The sequence below is a fragment of the Bacillus sp. DX3.1 genome (genome assembly GCF_030292155.1).
GTDB lineage: Bacteria > Bacillota > Bacilli > Bacillales > Bacillaceae_G > Bacillus_A.
In genome coordinates this window covers 688,331-707,684 of record NZ_CP128153.1, presented here as the reverse complement: position 1 = coordinate 707,684, position 19,354 = coordinate 688,331, and the positions used below count along the sequence as shown (strand labels likewise).

14 protein-coding genes and 1 pseudogene are annotated in these 19,354 nt (G+C 34.6%); 1 reads left to right on the top strand and 14 read right to left on the bottom strand.

What is annotated here, in order from left to right:
• Positions 1 to 131: 131 nt before the first annotated feature.
• Positions 132 to 1,403, bottom strand: coding sequence for a helix-turn-helix domain-containing protein (locus QRE67_RS03420; protein WP_286123548.1), 1,272 nt, complete (start codon positions 1,401 to 1,403; stop codon positions 132 to 134).
• A gap of 488 nt (positions 1,404 to 1,891) precedes the next feature.
• Between QRE67_RS03420 and QRE67_RS03415 the strand changes: the two genes are divergently transcribed.
• Positions 1,892 to 3,355: a nicotinate phosphoribosyltransferase gene (locus QRE67_RS03415; protein WP_286123547.1), complete on the top strand. Its 1,464-nt coding sequence runs from the start codon at positions 1,892 to 1,894 to the stop codon at positions 3,353 to 3,355.
• Positions 3,356 to 3,756: 401 nt separating this feature from the next.
• On the opposite strand, the gene QRE67_RS03410 is transcribed toward QRE67_RS03415, so the two are convergent.
• The 13 genes and pseudogenes from QRE67_RS03410 to QRE67_RS03350 all read right to left on the bottom strand — a co-directional run bounded on the left by QRE67_RS03410 (position 3,757) and on the right by QRE67_RS03350 (position 19,349).
• Positions 3,757 to 4,056, bottom strand: coding sequence for a hypothetical protein (locus QRE67_RS03410; RefSeq protein ID WP_286123546.1), 300 nt, complete (start codon positions 4,054 to 4,056; stop codon positions 3,757 to 3,759).
• An 89-nt stretch (positions 4,057 to 4,145) separates the two neighbouring features.
• The gene (locus QRE67_RS03405; RefSeq protein ID WP_286123545.1) at positions 4,146 to 4,361 is read right to left on the bottom strand and encodes a penicillin-binding protein; all 216 of its coding nucleotides are present in this window, start codon (positions 4,359 to 4,361) and stop codon (positions 4,146 to 4,148) included.
• 549 nt (positions 4,362 to 4,910) lie between these two features.
• Positions 4,911 to 5,267, bottom strand: a complete 357-nt coding sequence (locus QRE67_RS03400; protein WP_286123544.1) for an ATPase — start codon at positions 5,265 to 5,267, stop codon at positions 4,911 to 4,913.
• Positions 5,268 to 5,632: 365 nt separating this feature from the next.
• Positions 5,633 to 6,519: pseudogene (locus QRE67_RS03395) on the bottom strand (DMT family transporter).
• A gap of 335 nt (positions 6,520 to 6,854) precedes the next feature.
• Entirely contained in the window at positions 6,855 to 9,224 is a 2,370-nt protein-coding gene (locus QRE67_RS03390; RefSeq protein ID WP_286123543.1) for a heavy metal translocating P-type ATPase, read from the bottom strand.
• 26 nt (positions 9,225 to 9,250) lie between these two features.
• Positions 9,251 to 9,628, bottom strand: coding sequence for an ArsR/SmtB family transcription factor (locus tag QRE67_RS03385; protein WP_286123542.1), 378 nt, complete (start codon positions 9,626 to 9,628; stop codon positions 9,251 to 9,253).
• An 803-nt stretch (positions 9,629 to 10,431) separates the two neighbouring features.
• Positions 10,432 to 11,847: an amino acid permease gene (locus QRE67_RS03380; protein ID WP_286123541.1), complete on the bottom strand. Its 1,416-nt coding sequence runs from the start codon at positions 11,845 to 11,847 to the stop codon at positions 10,432 to 10,434.
• 105 nt (positions 11,848 to 11,952) lie between these two features.
• A complete protein-coding gene (gene ald / locus QRE67_RS03375) occupies positions 11,953 to 13,086 on the bottom strand; it encodes an alanine dehydrogenase (protein WP_286123540.1) in 1,134 nt (377 codons plus the stop codon).
• A gap of 662 nt (positions 13,087 to 13,748) precedes the next feature.
• Positions 13,749 to 14,849: an ABC transporter ATP-binding protein gene (locus QRE67_RS03370; protein WP_286123539.1), complete on the bottom strand. Its 1,101-nt coding sequence runs from the start codon at positions 14,847 to 14,849 to the stop codon at positions 13,749 to 13,751.
• A gap of 68 nt (positions 14,850 to 14,917) precedes the next feature.
• Positions 14,918 to 15,625, bottom strand: a complete 708-nt coding sequence (locus QRE67_RS03365) for an HAD family hydrolase (RefSeq protein WP_286123538.1) — start codon at positions 15,623 to 15,625, stop codon at positions 14,918 to 14,920.
• Positions 15,618 to 17,045 carry a CehA/McbA family metallohydrolase gene (locus tag QRE67_RS03360; protein ID WP_286123537.1) on the bottom strand — a complete coding sequence of 476 codons (1,428 nt, stop codon included), beginning with the start codon at positions 17,043 to 17,045 and terminating at the stop codon, positions 15,618 to 15,620. Before QRE67_RS03360 ends, QRE67_RS03365 begins: the two co-directional genes overlap by 8 nt.
• A gap of 99 nt (positions 17,046 to 17,144) precedes the next feature.
• On the bottom strand, positions 17,145 to 18,506 hold the full coding sequence (locus tag QRE67_RS03355) for an extracellular solute-binding protein (protein WP_286123536.1): 1,362 nt from the start codon (positions 18,504 to 18,506) through the stop codon (positions 17,145 to 17,147).
• Between the two features lie 24 nt (positions 18,507 to 18,530).
• The gene (locus QRE67_RS03350; protein WP_286123535.1) at positions 18,531 to 19,349 is read right to left on the bottom strand and encodes a carbohydrate ABC transporter permease; all 819 of its coding nucleotides are present in this window, start codon (positions 19,347 to 19,349) and stop codon (positions 18,531 to 18,533) included.
• Positions 19,350 to 19,354 lie beyond the last annotated feature (5 nt).

Genomic DNA, 19,354 nt, shown 5'->3' with positions numbered 1-19,354 from the left:
TTATACGTTCATTATCTCTATTAAAATTATTTCTTGACTAGAGCATTTCTGGTATCCAAATATATTGTAACTCTACTATAGCAATCAAGGACATCATAAGCACAAGTCTACCAACAAATGCTTTTTTCATACTATTGTCCTCCCTCTTCTTCTAGCAAAGCTATCGCTAATTTATAATAGCGATTACTTTCTTTGAATTCCGATAATCCTCCGAAGTATTCTGCCAGTTCTAAATAAACCTTCTTCAATTCTTTTGTATTTTCCTCTGTTTTAAAGAAAGGAATAGCCTCTACTTCTAAAAACTTTATATATATTTCCTTTTTTTCAAAATACTTATACTGAAGCATTAAGAGTAAATATAACACGCCTTTATATCTTTCCTCTTTTCTCGCAACAGTTATTCCTTTGGTAATCCATTCCCTTGCTTCTTCAAACTCTTGCAATTGAGCACATTGTAAAGCTATCTCATATGTAGTATCAATATACCTAAAATCTTCTTCTTTTTTGTACTGTAAACACTGTAAATAATATTCCTTTGCTTTTGCATACTCTTTTTTATGATAATGCAAATATCCTATATTATTTAAAGCCATCGCTATAATGTTATCTTTATCAGCAAAAGAATTTGCCTCTCTTAAAATATTATTATACATTTCTAAGGCTTCACTATATTGTTTCCTGTGTATATAACTAAAAGCAATAATAAGCTGACAATTAATTACATTCCGAAACTTATATTCATTTCGGAATCCTTCTAATGCAATTTGAGCAAAATGTAGTGACATATGTTCAGCTTCTAGATGATTATATACGAGCGCTAAATTATAATAAATCCCGGTCTCATAATAACCTTGCTCTTTCGCCATTAATTCTGCTTGAATCAAACACTCAAGTGAGGCTTTGTATCTATGCTTCATGAAATACCTCAAAGCACTGCTATACGTATACAACAATTTCTGAAATGGCGAATACTTCTTATACATCTTCTTCAGCTTCTCTAATTCCTCTTCAAGCGCTGGAAGATCCCTTTTCATAATTAAATAACGTGTATAAAGAAGATTAAAATAATTTATGATTTCAAAATCTAAAACATGCTGCATTTCAGACTGTAGTTCGTTGTATATGCGTTCAACCTGTTGTTTATCCAAATGAACTAATGCGTTTAACCAGTCATCCAGCTTCTCTTTCACTTCAGCTTCCACATCTCTCAAATCCGACACAGCAATCTCTAACCTCACACAGAGCAACTGCAGAATTTCTTCCGATGCTTCTATCTTTCCATTTTCAATTTTACTTAAATATGAGACGGAACAAATGCCCTGACATAATTCTTCTTGTGTCATTTTTTGCTGAAGTCGCTTATAAAAAACTTGTTTGCCAATTTTTTCTAAAGTTTGTTGCATTGTCCTCCTCCATTCTCATTTACCCTCTCTACTCTAATAATACATAAAAATGGCAAAAATATAAATTAATAAATGCAAATTTTCTATTTATTTTTTGATAAAAGAGTTTTATTCCAATCCAAACAACCAAATTTTATATTATATAAATCCATTTTGATTTTTCGACATATAGCGCGGCTATGGATAACAAAAGGTGACCTGCACTCGTTTTCTCTCTTTGTTTTCACTTCGCATGGGGCAGGAAAAGGATCTGACCGCTTCTACGCATGGCCGGATGCTCTCTCCCTCCTAACAAGAAGGGTTTTATGTCGTTTTTTCAACTGACTTGACTGTACTTTTTACTTGATCAATGGTATGGATGATTATGTCTAAATTTCCTACATAATCATCCAAAGAAAGTCCTCCTCCTTCTTACTAAGAGGATCTTCTTTGGCATAAACTAGTAAAAATTGTTATACTATAACCAAATTACGGAGGTGTTTTTCGCAATGAATCATTATAAAGACGATAGTTACGCCTTACATACAGATTTATATCAAATTAATATGGCTTATACGTATTGGAAAGACGGCATTCATAATCGCCGCTCTGTTTTTGATTTATATTTTCGGAAGCTTCCATTTGAAAATGGTTATGCCCTTTTTGCTGGTCTTGAAAAAATTATCGAGTACATAGAAAATTTTCGTTTCACCGAAAGTGATATCGCTTATTTAAAAGAGCTTCAATTTGAGGAAGAATTTCTACATTATTTACAAAATATGAAGTTTACTGGAACGATTCGCAGCATGATAGAAGGCGAAGTTATTTTTAACAATGAACCACTCCTGCGTGTTGATGCACCGCTTGGAGAAGCTCAAATTATTGAAACTGCTTTGTTGAACATTGTGAATTACCAAACATTAATTGCTACAAAAGCTGCTCGAATGAAGCATGCAGCGAACAATGATGAGCTACTGGAATTTGGTACACGTCGTGCCCATGAATTCGACGCTGCCCTTTGGGGGACACGCGCAGCCTTTATCGGGGGATTTTCTTCTACAAGTAACGTCCGTGCAGGAAAAAGGTTTGGCATTCCAGTGGCAGGCACTCATGCTCATTCATTTGTCCAAGCATATCGTGACGAATATGTTGCCTTTAAAAAATACGCGGAAACACATGAGAAATGCGTTTTTCTCGTTGATACCTATGACACTTTAAAATCTGGTGTGCCAAATGCAATTCGCATTGCGAAAGAATTTGGCGATCGCATTAATTTTTACGGGATTCGTCTTGATAGTGGCGATATGGCATATTTATCAAAAGAAGCACGAAAACTGCTTGATGAAGCAGGATTTACAAACACAAAAATTATCGCTTCTAGCGATTTAGATGAATATACGATTATGCATTTAAAATCACAGGGATCAAAAATCGATGTGTGGGGTGTGGGAACAAAGCTCATTACATCATTTGAGCAGCCCGCATTAGGTGCTGTTTATAAATTGGTGGCCATTGAAGATGAGGATGGGACATTAAACGATACAATCAAAATTTCTTCCAATCCTGAAAAGATTACAACACCAGGATTAAAGCGTGTGTATCGTATTATTAATCGCGTAAACCAACATACAGAAGGTGATTATATCGCTTTAGAAACAGAAGTACCACAACAAGAAGAACGGTTAAAAATGTTCCACCCTGTTCATACGTACATTAGTAAATTTGTGACGAACTTCGAAGCACGTGAGCTACACCATGATATTTTCATAAATGGTAAAAGAACGTATGAATTACCTGACATACTAGAGATTCAAGCCTATGCAGAAAGCAGTTTAGCACTATTTTGGGAAGAATATACACGAACGCTTAACCCTGAAGAATATCCCGTTGATCTAAGCCAAATGTGCTGGGATCATAAAATGAATTATATTCAAACTGTGCGGGATCAAATTTCAAATAATATCCAAAAATAAAAAGAGAAGTGATTGTTATTAAGACCTGAATTTTAAAGAGGTTAAAAAAATAAAGTAAAACAGAAAAAGAACTAACTTATGAGTCAGTTCTTTTTTTACTACTTTGTATAATTTATATAGGAATACCACTAATTTTTTGGAAATTTATCCTATTTATAAATTTTTAATTGTATAACATTAGAAAAGTAAAATAACTCTATTTTTTATTTATATAAATCCATTTTGATTTTTCGACATATAGCCACGGCTATGGATAACAAAAGGTGACCTGCACTCGTTTTCTCTCTTTGTTTTCACTATGTCTGGGCAGGAAAAGGATCTGACCGCTTCTATGCATGGTCGGATGCTCTCTCCCACCTAAAAGGAAGGGGTTTATGTCGGTTTTTTAATTTGTATTTATATCAAAGTAAAATTGCATCAATAGAATCACAATTAACTAAAACAATGTCTCCATTTTCATCTATAAATGTAGCAAGACCTGTTTTATTATGGAATCCTACAAACATAGAGACTATTAATCTTATTCCATTAACTAAAAGTTGTTTTACGTTCCTTCCTAAATAAAATGTTTCTAAAAGATAACGCATACTTTTAGAATTTTTTTTGAGATTTCGTATATAAAAAGATTGTTGATTAATAGGATTTACTAAATTAAAACCAAATACTTTAGGTGTAATAGTATAGTTTATAAAAATTGACATTTTTCTTTTCCTCTCTTACTTATTTAATATAAAAATAAATTTATAAAATGGCAAAAAGAGCTTTGAAAAAAGCCCTTTTTGCTACCTAATTATTCAATTCGAAGTGCTAGAATGTCTCGACAATCTAAAACAATCACAGTTCCTGGTTCTGTTTCATTATCTACAAAAGTTGCACAAAAATTTTCCGGATCGAAATTAGCAAAAATAACATCTTCTATTGTATTTCCACTTAGAAAAATATCTACTTCTGTACCTAACTGTAATCTTGCTAATTGTTCACATACACATTTATCATGATTAGCCATCTAAAAAATACCTCCTCTCTATCAAAGATAATATTATTCTATGTTTCAACCAAAAAAGCGCTTGTTGATTAGCCTCATATTCTCTCAAATATTTTATTATAAAAAATTCCATATACAGCTGATTATTCCTCGAATCGTTGCTGTATACCTAAAAAAATGGTACAGGTACTTTTTTCTTTCTTACATACACTATTTATAAGATCGAACAAATCTCTTACATCTCTTATATAAACTACAAGCATTACTACCTTTCTTACTTATATATACCGTATATCATATCTATATAAATCCATTCTGATTTTTCGACATATAAGCTGCGGCTATGGATAACAAAAGGTGACCTACACTCGTTTTCTCTCTTTGTTTTCACTATGTCTGGGCAGGAAAAGGATCTGACCGCTTCTATGCATGGCCGGATGCTCTCTCCCACCTAAAAAGAAGGGTTTTATGTCGTTTTTTAAATTTGGATTTATATAGCTGACATAACATATGATTATCGACAATAAAATGGGTTGGACACCTTTTAGGTACCCAACCCATTTTTTAAAACTAAAGAATCTGCGTTAATTCTGAATTCAATACTCGTTGTGCAGTAATAATAACGCCACCAGCTGTTACTCCGTAAACACTGTATATACCACCGTTTTGATTAGGAACAATTTCAACTTCGTATTGAAGCGCTTGTCCCAAAGTAGAGTGAACTAAACTTAGAGTTACAAAATTAGAAGCATTAGCAGCCACATTAAAGTTTATCTGTTCGATTAATGTTCTTGTACCGTCAAGTCTAAAAGATCTAACTACCCCAGTAAGTGGACCTCCAGTACGATTGAGGATTTTAACCCTAGCTCTATTTGCATTAGCAGGTTGATTTCCTACGTTTTCAATTGGACCAGTAGTGAAAGGCATTTTAAATTCACCTCCAATTAAATCAAAAGATTAGTAATCTGCAGATTACAATTTCATAGTATGCAATACTTTATTAAAATGGTCTAAATCAATTAATCAATTTGTTCTAAAAATAAAAAAATAGTAATATATGGATTATGATTTCACAGTTTTTAATACAGTTTTGGTGCAAAAAATCTATTAAACTTAGACATACCTACTAATTTATTATAAATGAATCAAAAAGCCATAAATCATTGTATACCATATACATCTCTAGTTCACATAATTGAATTCATCAGAAGTAAATCTAGGTTATGTAAATTAGAATGATACAAATGAATATTCTCAACGTAGATGTATTTTTATGTACCATGATAAAATATCTATTCTATATTTTTCTTATAATTTAGTTTTAATAAACTTTTAAAATCTAGTTCAGCAATTAATACACTTAATAATAATAGTGTTGCACCTAAATAACCTTTAAATGTGAGAGTTTCACCTGTGAAAAAGAAAGCAAAACCTGCTGAAAAAACAGGTTCTAATGAAAAAATAAGACCTGTATGTGTAGGACTGGTATATTGCTGTGCAATTATTTGAACAATGAAAGCTATTGCTGTACAAAATATGCTTAATGCTAAGATTGAAAACCATGATGCGGAAGTGTCAGGAAGTTTTGGTGTTTCCATAAACATTGAGAAAATGATACTAAATAGGCCAACGAAACCAAGTTGTAAAACTCCCAGGGTAATTGAATTAACATGCTTAGTCATTGTTCCAGTAACGATGATATGAACTGCATAAAATAAAGCACATAAAATACATAATATATCACCATCACCTATCTTTAATTGGCTATTTAATGTTAATAGACCTATTCCTACTATGGTTAAAACAATTCCCAATACAACTTTTTTTCAGGCCTTTGCTTTAAAAATATAGATGATAATACTGGAATAAATATGACTGTGAGACTCATTAAGAAACCAGCATTAGAAACAGATGTATACTTTGTACCAAAAGTCGCAAAAACATAAACTATAAACAAAATAGAAGCTAATATAAAAGCATATTTTATAGTCTTAAAATCAATTTTGATTAGGTGCTTGTAAAATACTATGCCTGACAAAAGAAAAGCAATAATAAAACGTAATGAGATTAAATTATATTCTTGTACGTAATCAAGGCCAATTTTTGTAAGTAAGATGGATGCACCCCAAAAAAATGTAATCATTAGTAGCATTAAATCAGCTTTTAATTGTATTTTCATCTTTATTCCCTCGTTAGTCTTTCTTTAGCTTTTAAAGTATTTCGTAATTTGTTAGATTTGCGATACAAAAATTCCCCGTTCACCTGTTTTGAGCTTTGCTCCGTTTTCTAATTCTCCTCGATTTACAGACCTCACTACGCCTTCCGCTGTGGGCTATGTCCCCACCTTCTTAAAATTTTCATTAACAACTGAATATTCTATATATTTTAGATATATTCCTCCATAGCTATATAAAAATTTTATTATATAAAAAGAAAGAGGATATACGCTCTTATATTGAACGTAGTATCCTCTAATCATTATAGTATTTTTAACTTTTCGCTTCTCTTCTTATTTTACAAATCTTTTACTTGTAATACACGCATTGCATTTAATACAGCGAGTAGTGTAACACCAACATCGGAGAAAACAGCTTCCCACATCGTTGCAATGCCGAATGCACCGAGTAATAAAACAAGTCCTTTTACTCCTAGTGCAAAGATAATGTTTTGCCATACAATGCTACGTGTACGTTTTGCAATTTTGACAGCTGTTGCGATTTTAGAAGGTTCATCCGTCATGATAACAATATCCGCCGCTTCAATCGCTGCATCCGAACCTAGGCCACCCATTGCAATCCCAACGTCTGCTCTAGCTAATACTGGCGTATCGTTAATACCATCACCAACGAATGCAATTTTTTCTTTTGCATGTTTTGCCGCATCAATTTTTTCAATTTCTTCTACTTTTTGTTGTGGTAATAATTCAGCATGCACTTCATCTAAACCAAGCTGTTTTCCAACCGCTTCTCCAACTAACTTCGCATCACCTGTTAACATTACTGTTTTCTTAATCCCAAGTTCTTTTAGCATTTTGATCGCTTGTTTAGAATCCTCTTTCACTTCATCTGAAATGACGATATATCCTGCATACGTGCCATCTACAGCAACATGAACAAGTGTCCCTACAGTCTGCGGCTGCTGGAATGCAATATTTTCTTTTTTCATTAATTTTGCGTTACCAGCAAATATTTCTTTACCGTTTACTTTTACAACCGTACCATGACCGGAAATTTCATTGTAGTCCTCGATTACATTTTCATCAATTGCTTTCCCATAAGCACTTCGAATGGATTGTGCAATTGGATGATTTGAATACACTTCTGCAAATGCAGCATATTCAAGGAGCTCTTCTTGCGTAGTTGTACCGTTTGGCTCCATCATTGTTACTTTAAAGACACCTTTTGTTAATGTTCCTGTTTTATCAAATACGATATGCGTCACATCATTTAATGCTTCTAAATAGTTGCTTCCTTTTATTAAAATACCGCTTTTTGATGCCCCACCAATCCCCCCAAAGAATCCTAGGGGAATGGAAACAACTAACGCACACGGACAAGAAATAACAAGGAATACTAACGCACGGTAAATCCAATCAGAGAATGTTGCACCTTCTAAAATGAGAGGCGGAATAAACGCAAGTGCCGCTGCTGTAATAACAACAACCGGTGTATAGTAACGTGCAAATTTCGTAATAAAGTTTTCAGTCGGTGCTTTGCGGCTACTTGCATTTTGTACTAGATCTAAAATTTTTGATACAGTAGATTCACCAAATTCTTTTGTAACCTCAATTGTTAACACACCATTTTGGTTAACGAAACCACTTAATACATCATTCCCTACTTCCACTTCACGAGGTACAGATTCACCTGTTAATGCTGAAGTATCTACCATTGATGTTCCTTCGATTACTTTTCCATCTAACGGTACTCTCTCACCCGGTTTTACAATGATAAGGTCTCCAATTTGTACTTCTTCTGGTGATACTTGTTTTGTTTCTTTCCCTACTTTTATGTTGGCATAATCAGGGCGAATATCCATTAACGAGCTAATTGATTTTCGAGAACGATTCACAGCAACACTTTGGAATAATTCACCGACTTGGTAAAAGAGCATAACCGCAACTGCTTCTGGATATTCTTTAATTGCAAATGCTCCAAGCGTCGCAATTGCCATTAAAAAGTTTTCATCAAACACTTGGCCGCGGGTTATATTTCTCACAGCCCGCCAAACGATATCTCCACCAATTATAAGATATGCAATCACAAAGAGGGGAATTGTCACCATTTGCGGCAATCCAGCAAGTGCAGCAATCCCTGTTACAACCGCACCAATCGATATACGCCACAGCATTTTCTTAACATTTCCTTCGCCATGATCGTGGCTATGTCCATGTTCATGATCTTTCCTCTCTTCTTCTCGCACTACGTTTACATCTGGCTCTAGTTTATGCACAACATTTTTGATGTCCTGTACTGTTGTTTCAAGCTCTTTTTTACTTACAACTTCGACTTTTAATTTCTTGGAAACAAAATCAACAGTTGCTGCTGAGACTCCCGGCATTTCCTTTACCTTTGTTTCAATTTTCATTGCACAATTGGCACAATCTAATCCTTCTAATAGGAAAATTTCTTTTGCCGACTTTGTTTTTTGTTCTTCTTGCACCTGAATGTGCGGTTCTAGTTTCGTAACAAGCTGCTTTGCTTCAGCAATCACATTGTTTTCTTTATTTTGATCTGTTTCTACTGTCATCATCTTTGTTACAAAGTTAACCGAACAAGAAGATACACCTTCTAACTCACCAACGCCTTTTTCAATTTTCATCGCACAGTTTGCACAATCTAATCCTTCTAACACAAGTTTTCGTTTCACGAGTGCCTCTGCCATCTTTCTCCCTCCTTGTGCTTTTCTTTTTACTCTTCCTCATTTACGTGTTCAAATGCTTGCTCAAAGATACGGATTACGTGATGGTCAGCTAATGAATAATAGACAACTTTTCCCTCTTTACGGTTTTTCACAAGCTTCGCTTGCTTTAGTACGCGCAATTGATGTGAAATAGATGATTGTGTCATTCCGAGTAAATAAGCTAAATCACATACGCACATTTCCGCCTCAAATAATGCATGTAAAATACGTGTACGCGTGCGGTCACCTAGTACTTTAAATAACTCTGCCACTTTGCTTAAGCTTTCATCAGCTGGAATCGTTTGTTTTACTTGATCAATAGTTTCTTCATGAATAATTGTTTGAGAACATGCTTCCTGACATGTTTCTACTTTATTTTCAGCCATTATAGTTCACCTCTTCATTTGAACATATGAACATTCATTCATATATCTTATACTTTTATTATATGAGCGTCTATTCATATGTGTCAATAAAATCCGCACTAAATTTTCCGAACATTTTGTGCACATTTCAAACCATACAAGTATATAACGTATTTTCGGCCTACTTTAAACTCTTCATGCAAAATCGTCCTATATAAATACAAATTAAAAAACCGACATAAAACCCTTCTTTTTAGGTGGGAGAGAGCATCCGGCCATGCATAGAGGCGATCAGATCTTTTCCTGCCCCATGCCGAGTGCAGGTCACCTTTTTTTATCCATAGCCGCGGCTTATATGTCGAAAAATCAAAATGGATTTATATATATATATGAGCCCTAAATCATAGGTGCACATAAAACGAGGATGTTCGCTAAAAAATTGACTCTTCAGCACATCCTCTTTTCTTATACCTATTCAGCTTTAACTACATCAACGATTAACGAAACCTAATTTCCCATCTTGATTTCTATAATCAACACATTTAGAGCGATAAAGTGAAACTTTAATGAGTGGAAGTTTTCTTCATCCCCCACTCATTATTAGCCCTCACCTATCTTTTTTACTTCTTGCAGAACTTTGAGGTGGAGGTATTACTGCCCATTAATGCGGGATAAATCCTTCCTTTTGATTCCAATGATCATAATGAAAATTCCCATTTATAAATTTCAAAATACAAAATCCTACAAGTTATCTCTTTTTTCCTTTTACAAAACAAAAAAAGCCCTGCGCGCTCCCCAACGCACAAGGCTCAAATCTATATCCCTTAATTAGCTTCTTTTAAGCTATCTTGCGAACTTTCGTCTTCTTTTAGATGACTGTGTTTTTTCGAATACGCAAAGTATACGACTACACCAATCGCCAACCAAATACCGAAGTAGATCCATGTTTGTAACGGTAAATTAACCATTAAGAATAGACAACATGCGACTGAAATAATCGGTAAGATTGGTACAAGTGGAACCATAAACCCACGTTGTAATTTTGGATGGGTTTTACGAAGGATGATAACCGTTACACCAACCATCGCAAATGTTAGTAGCGCTCCAATATTCGCTAAGTTTGACAATTCTTTCAAATCGACAAATCCGGCAATTAAAGCACTACCGATCCCTGTTAACCAAGTTGAAAACGTTGGTGCTTCTGTTTTCTTGTTGATTTTCGCAAAAGATTTCGGTAATAAGCCGTCACGACTCATTGCAAAGAATACGCGTGTTGTTGCATAGATGTAAGCGAAAATTACAGCCATAATACCAATTACAGCTCCAATCGCAATAATACCCGCTACTTTATCTTGTCCTACAACTTCTAGTACATAAGCCATCGCTTCTGGTACATCTAATTCTTTATAAGAAACCATACCAGTCATAACTAGACAAACGGCAACATAGATGATTGTACAAATGATTAACGAGGCAATAATACCAATTGGAAGGTCACGCTGTGGATTTTTCACTTCTTCTGCTGAAGTTGCTAATGCATCAAAACCTAAGAAGGCAAAGAATACTGCTGCTCCTCCGGCAAAGACTCCACTTAAACCGTATGGCGCAAATGGTACCCAGTTTTCTGGCTTTACATAGAATACACCAACTGCAATAAATAATACAACAATACCAATTTTAATTAATACCATTGCATTATTTACGCGCTTACTTTCTTTCGTACCACGTGATAATAACAATGTTAACACCAGTGTAATGATAACTGCTGGTAAGTTAACAATACCACCTTGTGATGGAATCGTTAACAGCGCTTTTGGAATTTCTAATCCAAATCCACTCACTAAGTTATGGAAGTAACCCGTCCATCCACCAGCTACTGCCGCTGTTGTTACGACGTATACCGATAGTAACGTCCATCCCATCAAATGGGCTACAAACTCACCAATTGTTGCGTATGAATATGTGTACACACTACCCGAGACCGGAAGTGCGGAAGCAACTTCTGCATAACATAACGCTGCAAAACCACAAACAATTGCTGCAATCATAAATGAGAAAATAACAGCTGGACCAGCATCTCTTGCTGCTACTAATCCAGTTAATACAAGAACTCCTGTACCGATTATCGCACCAATCCCTAGCATTGTTAGATCGAATGCCCCTAAAGTCTTCGACAAAGTCTTACTTTTACTTTCCCCTAACAATTGCGTAACGGATTTCTTTTTAAATAGGTTGGCCACGATGTATGCCCCCTTTTACTAAGAAGAGCTAAGAGGTCTTCTCTCTTAGCTCTTATCATATTGTATGAAATATTGTTCGATTTTTAATTTAGTACAATGCTACAATTAGCAAGATACAGCTTCTGTTTCTAATAATTCTTTTGCACCTTTGTATTCTACACCGTGAGCTTCTGCAACTGCTTCAAATGTTACATAGCCGTCTAATGTGTTAATACCTTTTAATAACGCAGAGTTTGTTAAGCAAGCTTGTTTGTAGCCTTTGTTTGCAATTTGTACTGCATATGGTACTGTTACGTTTGTTAATGCAAGTGTAGATGTACGTGGAACCGCACCAGGCATGTTTGCAACTGCATAGTGAACAACACCATGTTTTTCATAAGTTGGGTTATCATGAGTTGTAATGCGATCAGTTGTTTCAAAAATACCACCTTGATCGATTGCGATATCTACTACAACAGAACCTGGTTCCATTGATTTAATCATTTCTTCTGTAACAAGTTTTGGAGCTTTTGCACCTGGAATTAATACTGCACCAATAACAAGATCAGATTCTTTTACCGCTTGTGCAATATTGTAAGGATTAGACATTAAAGTTTTCACTTGGTTACCGAAAATGTCATCTAATTGACGAAGGCGTTCTGCACTTAAGTCGATGATTGTTACATCCGCACCTAGTCCAACTGCAATTTTAGCAGCATTTGTACCAGCTTGTCCACCACCGATAATTGTTACTTTACCACGTTTTACTCCTGGAACACCTGCTAGTAAGATACCTTTACCGCCTTTGTTTTTCTCAAGGAATTGTGCACCGATTTGTGCAGACATACGACCAGCTACTTCACTCATAGGTGCAAGTAATGGTAAAGAACGATTTTCTAATTGTACTGTTTCGTAAGCAATTGCTACAACTTTCTTTTCAATTAAAGCTTTTGTTAATTCTGGTTCTGGAGCTAAGTGTAAATATGTGAATAAGATTAAACCTTCGCTGAAATGTTTGTATTCGCTTTCAATTGGTTCCTTAACTTTCATAACCATATCCATGTTCCAAGCTTCTTCAGCTGTTTCAACGATTTTCGCTCCAGCTTCAACATACTCAACATCTGTAAAACCAGATCCTAGACCTGCATCCTTTTGAATGAATACTTCATGATTGTTACGAACTAAATGCACAACACCAGCTGGTGTCATTGCCACACGGTTTTCGTTATTTTTAATTTCTGTTGGTACCCCAATACGCATAATGAAATGCCCCCTTATAATTAACAGAAAAAAGGAATTCTTTTTTCTTTTTATAATAATTAATAACTTATGTCCTTATTCTAGCATAACTTCAAAATTATGAAAACGCTAACATATCAAATTTTAAAAGTTTATATATTTAGAATAGTGTAAATATAAAGAACTTTATTTCATGGGGGAAGTTTCGTATTTTCTATTATCTACCATTCTATTTTTATTATAACCATGGCAAATGCGTATTAACCATTTATTATTTGACAATAATATAACAATGTGAAAAATTAATGAAAAGTGAATACATATACGCTTCCTATTCCCTGTAATATTTTAGAACTATATTCTTTTTATATAAATTCATTTTGATTCGCAGGCATATAAGTCGCTGCTATAAAGAACAAAAGGTAACCTGCACTCGTTTTCTCTCCTTGTTTTAACTTGGCGTGGGGCAGAAAAAGGATCTGACCGCTTCTATGTATGGCCGGATACTCTCGTCCATCTAAAAAGAAAGGGGTTTTTTATGTCAGTTTTTCAACTTGTACTTATATAAAACAAACATGTTAAAAATTAAAGAAGTTACTCAACAACAAAGGCTTATCCCTGTTTTGGATAAGCCCAATGAAATTTATTCTATCAAAGTGTTGATAACTTAATAATGGAATAATCTATAAAACAATTCGTTTTTCAGTTTCAGCGTCAAAATAATGCACTTTGTCCATATTCAAAGCTAGGTCCATCTTTGATTGACTATGCACATCAACTGAGGAGTTAACACGTGCAACAAAGGATTGACCATTGATGTTGGAATAAAGGTATGTTTCTGATCCCATTAATTCTGACACATCAATCGTTACCGTTATCTTTGTATTATGCGGTAAGTCTAAAAGCGTTTTTCCATAATAAAAGTCTTCTGGACGTATCCCTATGATGATTTCTTTATTGATATACCCTTTGTTTTGTAAACTTTTCATCTTCTCTTCCGGAACTTCAATTTTCCATTTATCAATCATAACAGCACTTTCTGTTAATGTTCCTTTAAAAAAATTCATTCCAGGAGATCCAATAAATCCTCCGACAAATACATTCTCTGGCTTTTCATAGACTTCTTTAGGTGTACCGACTTGTTGTATGATACCATCCTTTAGCACAACTAAGCGTGTCGCCATCGTCATAGCTTCTATTTGATCATGCGTGACATACACAGTTGTTGTTTGCAACTGCTGGTGTAATTTTGTAATCTCGGCACGCATTTGAACGCGTAGCTTCGCATCTAAATTTGACAATGGCTCGTCCATTAAGAAGACTTTTGCATTCCGAACAATCGCTCGACCTAATGCAACACGCTGACGCTGTCCACCTGAAAGTGCTGCTGGTTTTCGGTCTAAATATTTCTCAAGTCCAAGGATTTGTGCTGCATGTTTCACACGTTGGTCAATCTCATTTTTACTATATTTTCGCAGTTTTAAACCGAACGCCATGTTATCATAAACTGTCATATGCGGATAAAGAGCGTAGCTTTGAAAAACCATTGCAATATCTCGGTCTTTCGGTGTCACATCGTTCACACGTTTTCCATCAATATAAAAGTCTCCGTCTGAAATTTCCTCAAGTCCTGCAATCATACGTAATGTCGTTGATTTTCCGCATCCTGAAGGTCCAACCAAAACGATAAATTCTCCATCATTCACTTCTAGATTAAAATCTTTTACGATTGTCACATCATGATCATATTTCTTATAAATATTTTTGAATGATAGCTGAGCCATAATTGCCTCCTATAATTTTAGCTATTTTTAAAGATGCTGTTATCGACAATATTAATCAAACAGTTGTTTTATAAAACTTTTGAAATCTCCTTCATACTGTCTAAAATATAATCAGCTTTTCCTTCTAAATCGTCCTTCCTGCTCGCACCTGACAGAACACCCACCACTTTAATGTTGCTATTTCTTGCAAATTTAACGTCTGTTATTGTATCTCCTACCATCAACACATCTTCTTCAGCCAGTGAAAATTTCTCTTTGAATATATGATAAAAATCACTTTCAGGTTTTGTTTTATTAACACCATCATCTGCACCTAAAAAATCCACATAATCATATAATCCCGTCATTTTAAGTGAATGAATAGCTGCATCAACGTCGTCTGCTGTAACAACTCCAATTACATATTCATGATCTTTTAAATATTTTAATGTTTCCTTTGCACCTTCCACTTCTGTAAACACGAGATCATCTGCTGTAGAGTGCTTCTTGAATAACGTACATACATCATGAATAAAATTTTCTTTATTCACATTTTGATTTTCTAATAACGAAAACCATGCAGCTGCAATAAAATAATTTGTTCGACAAGCTAATAAACTTGTACTCTCAAAATTGTTATCACTCATACCAATAATCTTTAGGTATTCATTTCGTTTACTTTTTTCATTTGGATACATTTGAAATATATCATCTAGCACACGATGAACAATTTTGTACCAAACAGAATCTAGCTGTATTAGTGTTCCATCTTTATCAAAAATAATTCCTTTATTCACCTTCGACTCCCCCTAAAACTTCATACCATGTTTTAATATTCTTACGCCTAACGTTATGACGAATAGGATTAATAAACGCTACTAATTCATCATCTTCCCAGCCCTCAACTCTAGCATATGATCCTTCATTTAAATCAAAATCAAAGGTTACTTCGCTGCCAAATTCTTTTTCGATTATTTGGCCATTCCTAATTAACCTCCACTCGCACGGTTTATCCGTCTGAATGTTGTAACGGATATTCCCTTGAGCCTCATCGCCAACATAAATGGCATTACCTTCGTTTTGAATATCTATCTCTAATTTTCTAAATCGCGAAAAATAAATTCTACCTCTTTCGATAGCATCCTTTAAATTTTTAATAGATAAACCATTACATAATACATACGTTCCTGGATCACCATAAATCGACGGGTCTTTAGATCCTGGGAAGGTTTTAGATGGATGTAGATGGGAATCACTTCCTCCTATCCCCCAGATTTTAAGACCATTCAACCACATTTGATCGAAAAACTTTAAAGCTTCTAAAGTAGATTTTTTGCTTTTTTTATAAGTTGGATCACACATTATTTCCATTGTATGAATATTTTCTAAGTTAATATTAATTTGGTTCGCCCAAGGCTCCATAAATGGATGATTCACGCTAATTAAATAGCCTTTTTCTTTCATGAGAGAAAATAGCTCATTCATGCTTTTGGCGCTAAGCGATTCATCTAAATACTCTGTAAAGTTAACGTATTCCTTCATACCGAACATATTGTAATGACCATAAGGAGTTGTAAGTTCCATAGATGGTATAATCAATGTGCTTCCTTTTTGATAAGATGGCATGACAATATTGTGTTCCGTCGCATATAAAAAATCCAACTCTTGTTTTTCACATATACTCATTGCCAGTTCGTCATCTATCTCGCCATCCGTTAAATTTGTGTGTACATGAAAATCTCCTTTGTACCAACGCTGCTCTTCATTCACTACTTTTTCAAAATCATGTTCATCAATAAAAACATTTTCTTTGCAAAAATGCTCTCGATTGTATTCTCGCTCTACCACGTCATTCACCAGTATATTTACTGTATAGTCAACTTTTCTTCCGGTAAATTTTAGTGCTTTATCTGCACAATGAGGAGTATACACTACTTCTAATTCCCAATTACCAGACGGTATTTCCCCTCCAGCACAACCAGCTGAACAAAACTTTGGATCTTTTGCGACAACCAGTTTTTCTTCAACAATTGGTGTTTGATACTGTATACGCACACAACCTCTAGAGTCTCTCAAGATTAATAAAAGCGGGATTTTCCGACTGACTCCTTGATCAATAGTTAATGTGAAATTAAGAATCTCGGCTGAATCCATTAAAAAGTAATGTTTATTTTTTACAAATGGAGAAAGAGTCATGGTACTTTTCATTTCAATCATGATTCCCACACCTTTTTTCTATATTTTAATTATAGGATCATAGAGGTACTTCTTTGCTTCAAAAGCACCTCACGTTTCTCTTCAAAGTAATACATAAGTTTATTTCTTCTTTTTCAGAACTTTATCCAATTCTTCTTGTGCAATTTTAGCTGCTTCATCTAATGCTTTTTTGGCAGGAATCCCTTCAATTTCTACTTTATCCTTCGCTACATTTAACGCGTCATTGATTTTACCACCTGTTGGATCTGTGAATGGTGCAACTCCGTATTGGTTCGCTTGCTCTAATGGAACTAATGCTTGTGGTTGTTTTTTAACAAATTCAGCATAAGGGCCATAATCTGTTACATTGTCACGAACAGGAATATAACCTGTTGCCATTGACCACTCAGCCGTTTTCTCAGTACTTGTAGCAAATTTCATAAAGTCATATGCACCTTTTGCTACTTCTGGGTCAATATTTCTCGTTAATGTGAATAAATAAGTTTCTAATTTTGGTGCTGGCTTATTGTTACCCCAAGCTGGCTGTGGTAATGCGCCAAATGTGTTAAGTCGTTCTTCCTCATTCATTCCCTTACCTAACGATTTAAAAACAAATCCTTGGTCACCAGATGAACCTGTAAATCCTAACGTTCTACCTTCAACTAGATCGATTATTGTTTTATCCCAATATTCCCATCCAGTTCCACCTGAATGAATATTCATGATTTTATCTTCATGAATCCACGTACGGAATTTTTCCCATACTGTAACCCATTTTTCATCGTTAATTAACACTTTTGTTCCATCTTCACTTAATACACTTCCTCCAGCACTTTGAACTGAGTCAATTAAGTTTGATGTACCCCACATTGGCATCCAACCTGCGTATGTGACATTTTCATTCCCGTCACGTTTTGCTACTTTTTTTGCTACTTTTTCTACGCCTTCCCACGTCTTTAAATCCTCAGCAGTAAAACCATTTTCCGCTAACACTTTTTTATTGTAATAAAAAATTTGAGTTGTACCGTAAAAAGGAATTCCATATAATTTCCCATCAATTGTTGCTTGATTCATAAAACCTTTTCCATACTCTTCTTTTTTCAATTCATTATCATTTTTAACATATTCATCTATAGGTACAATTAAATCTTTCTTAACATATTCTTGAATGACGTCCGAACCTAACAATGCAATTGCTTCTTGGTTATTCGCTGCAAATCCACTTTGAAGCTTTTGATAAGACTCATCGTAGTTACCTGCTTTTGTTGTTTTCACTACATATTTGTCTTGACTTTTATTGTATTCCTCGACAATTTTATCTACTCGGTCTGCAAGTGAACCACCTACGCCATTAATAAACGGAACAACAATCTTCTCTCCTTCTTTAGTTGCTTTGACAGTACTCCCATTTCCGCCTGCACATCCTGCAAGTGCACTAACAAACAATGATAAAATTGTTAAAAGCATGAATAATTTTCTCATCTCGAATGTCTCCTTTAAATTTAGTTAACCTTTTATTCCTGAATCAGTAACGCCTGAAAGGAACCATTTTTGTAAAACTAAAAATACGATTAAGAGTGGCACTGTGGCGATTGTACTTGCAACCATAATGTGCGACCAATCTCGGCCTAAAGAACTATTAATGAAATAATCAGCAATTCCGTTCGTAATTAATTTTTGAGTATTATCTTTCAATATAAGAGCTGGCCAGATATAATTATTATAATTACCAATAAATGTGACCAATCCTAGTGTTACAAATGATGACTTTGTCATTGGAAAAACAATCTTCCAAAGAATTTTCCAATCACTTGCTCCATCAATTTTGGCTGCTTCTATCGTTTCATAACCAACCTTGTGGAATGATTGTTTTAAATAAAAAATACCGAATACACTCACAGCCATAGAAATGATATATCCAAAATGCGAATTAAGTAAGCCCGCCTTTCCTAACATCACATATACCGGAACATACGATACCGCTCCAGGAATCATGTACGTTGCCATGACAATACTAAAGGTCAAGTTCTTCCCCTTAAACTTATAAAATGCCAACATATAAGCAAAGAGTGCAGACGAAACAAGTACATATATCGTAATAATGAAAGAGGTATAAAAACTATTAAATAGATACGTATGAAACGGAAGAATTTCTAATACTTCACGATAATTTTCCCAGTGAAATGTCTTAGGCCAAAACCCTCCTTGTAATACTTCACTGGATGTTTTAAATGAACCAAGTACCATCCATATGAATGGAAAGACAAACAAGATACTTGATAAAGTTAAAAAGAGATGCTTTATAATTAATGGCGTCTTTTTCATATCAT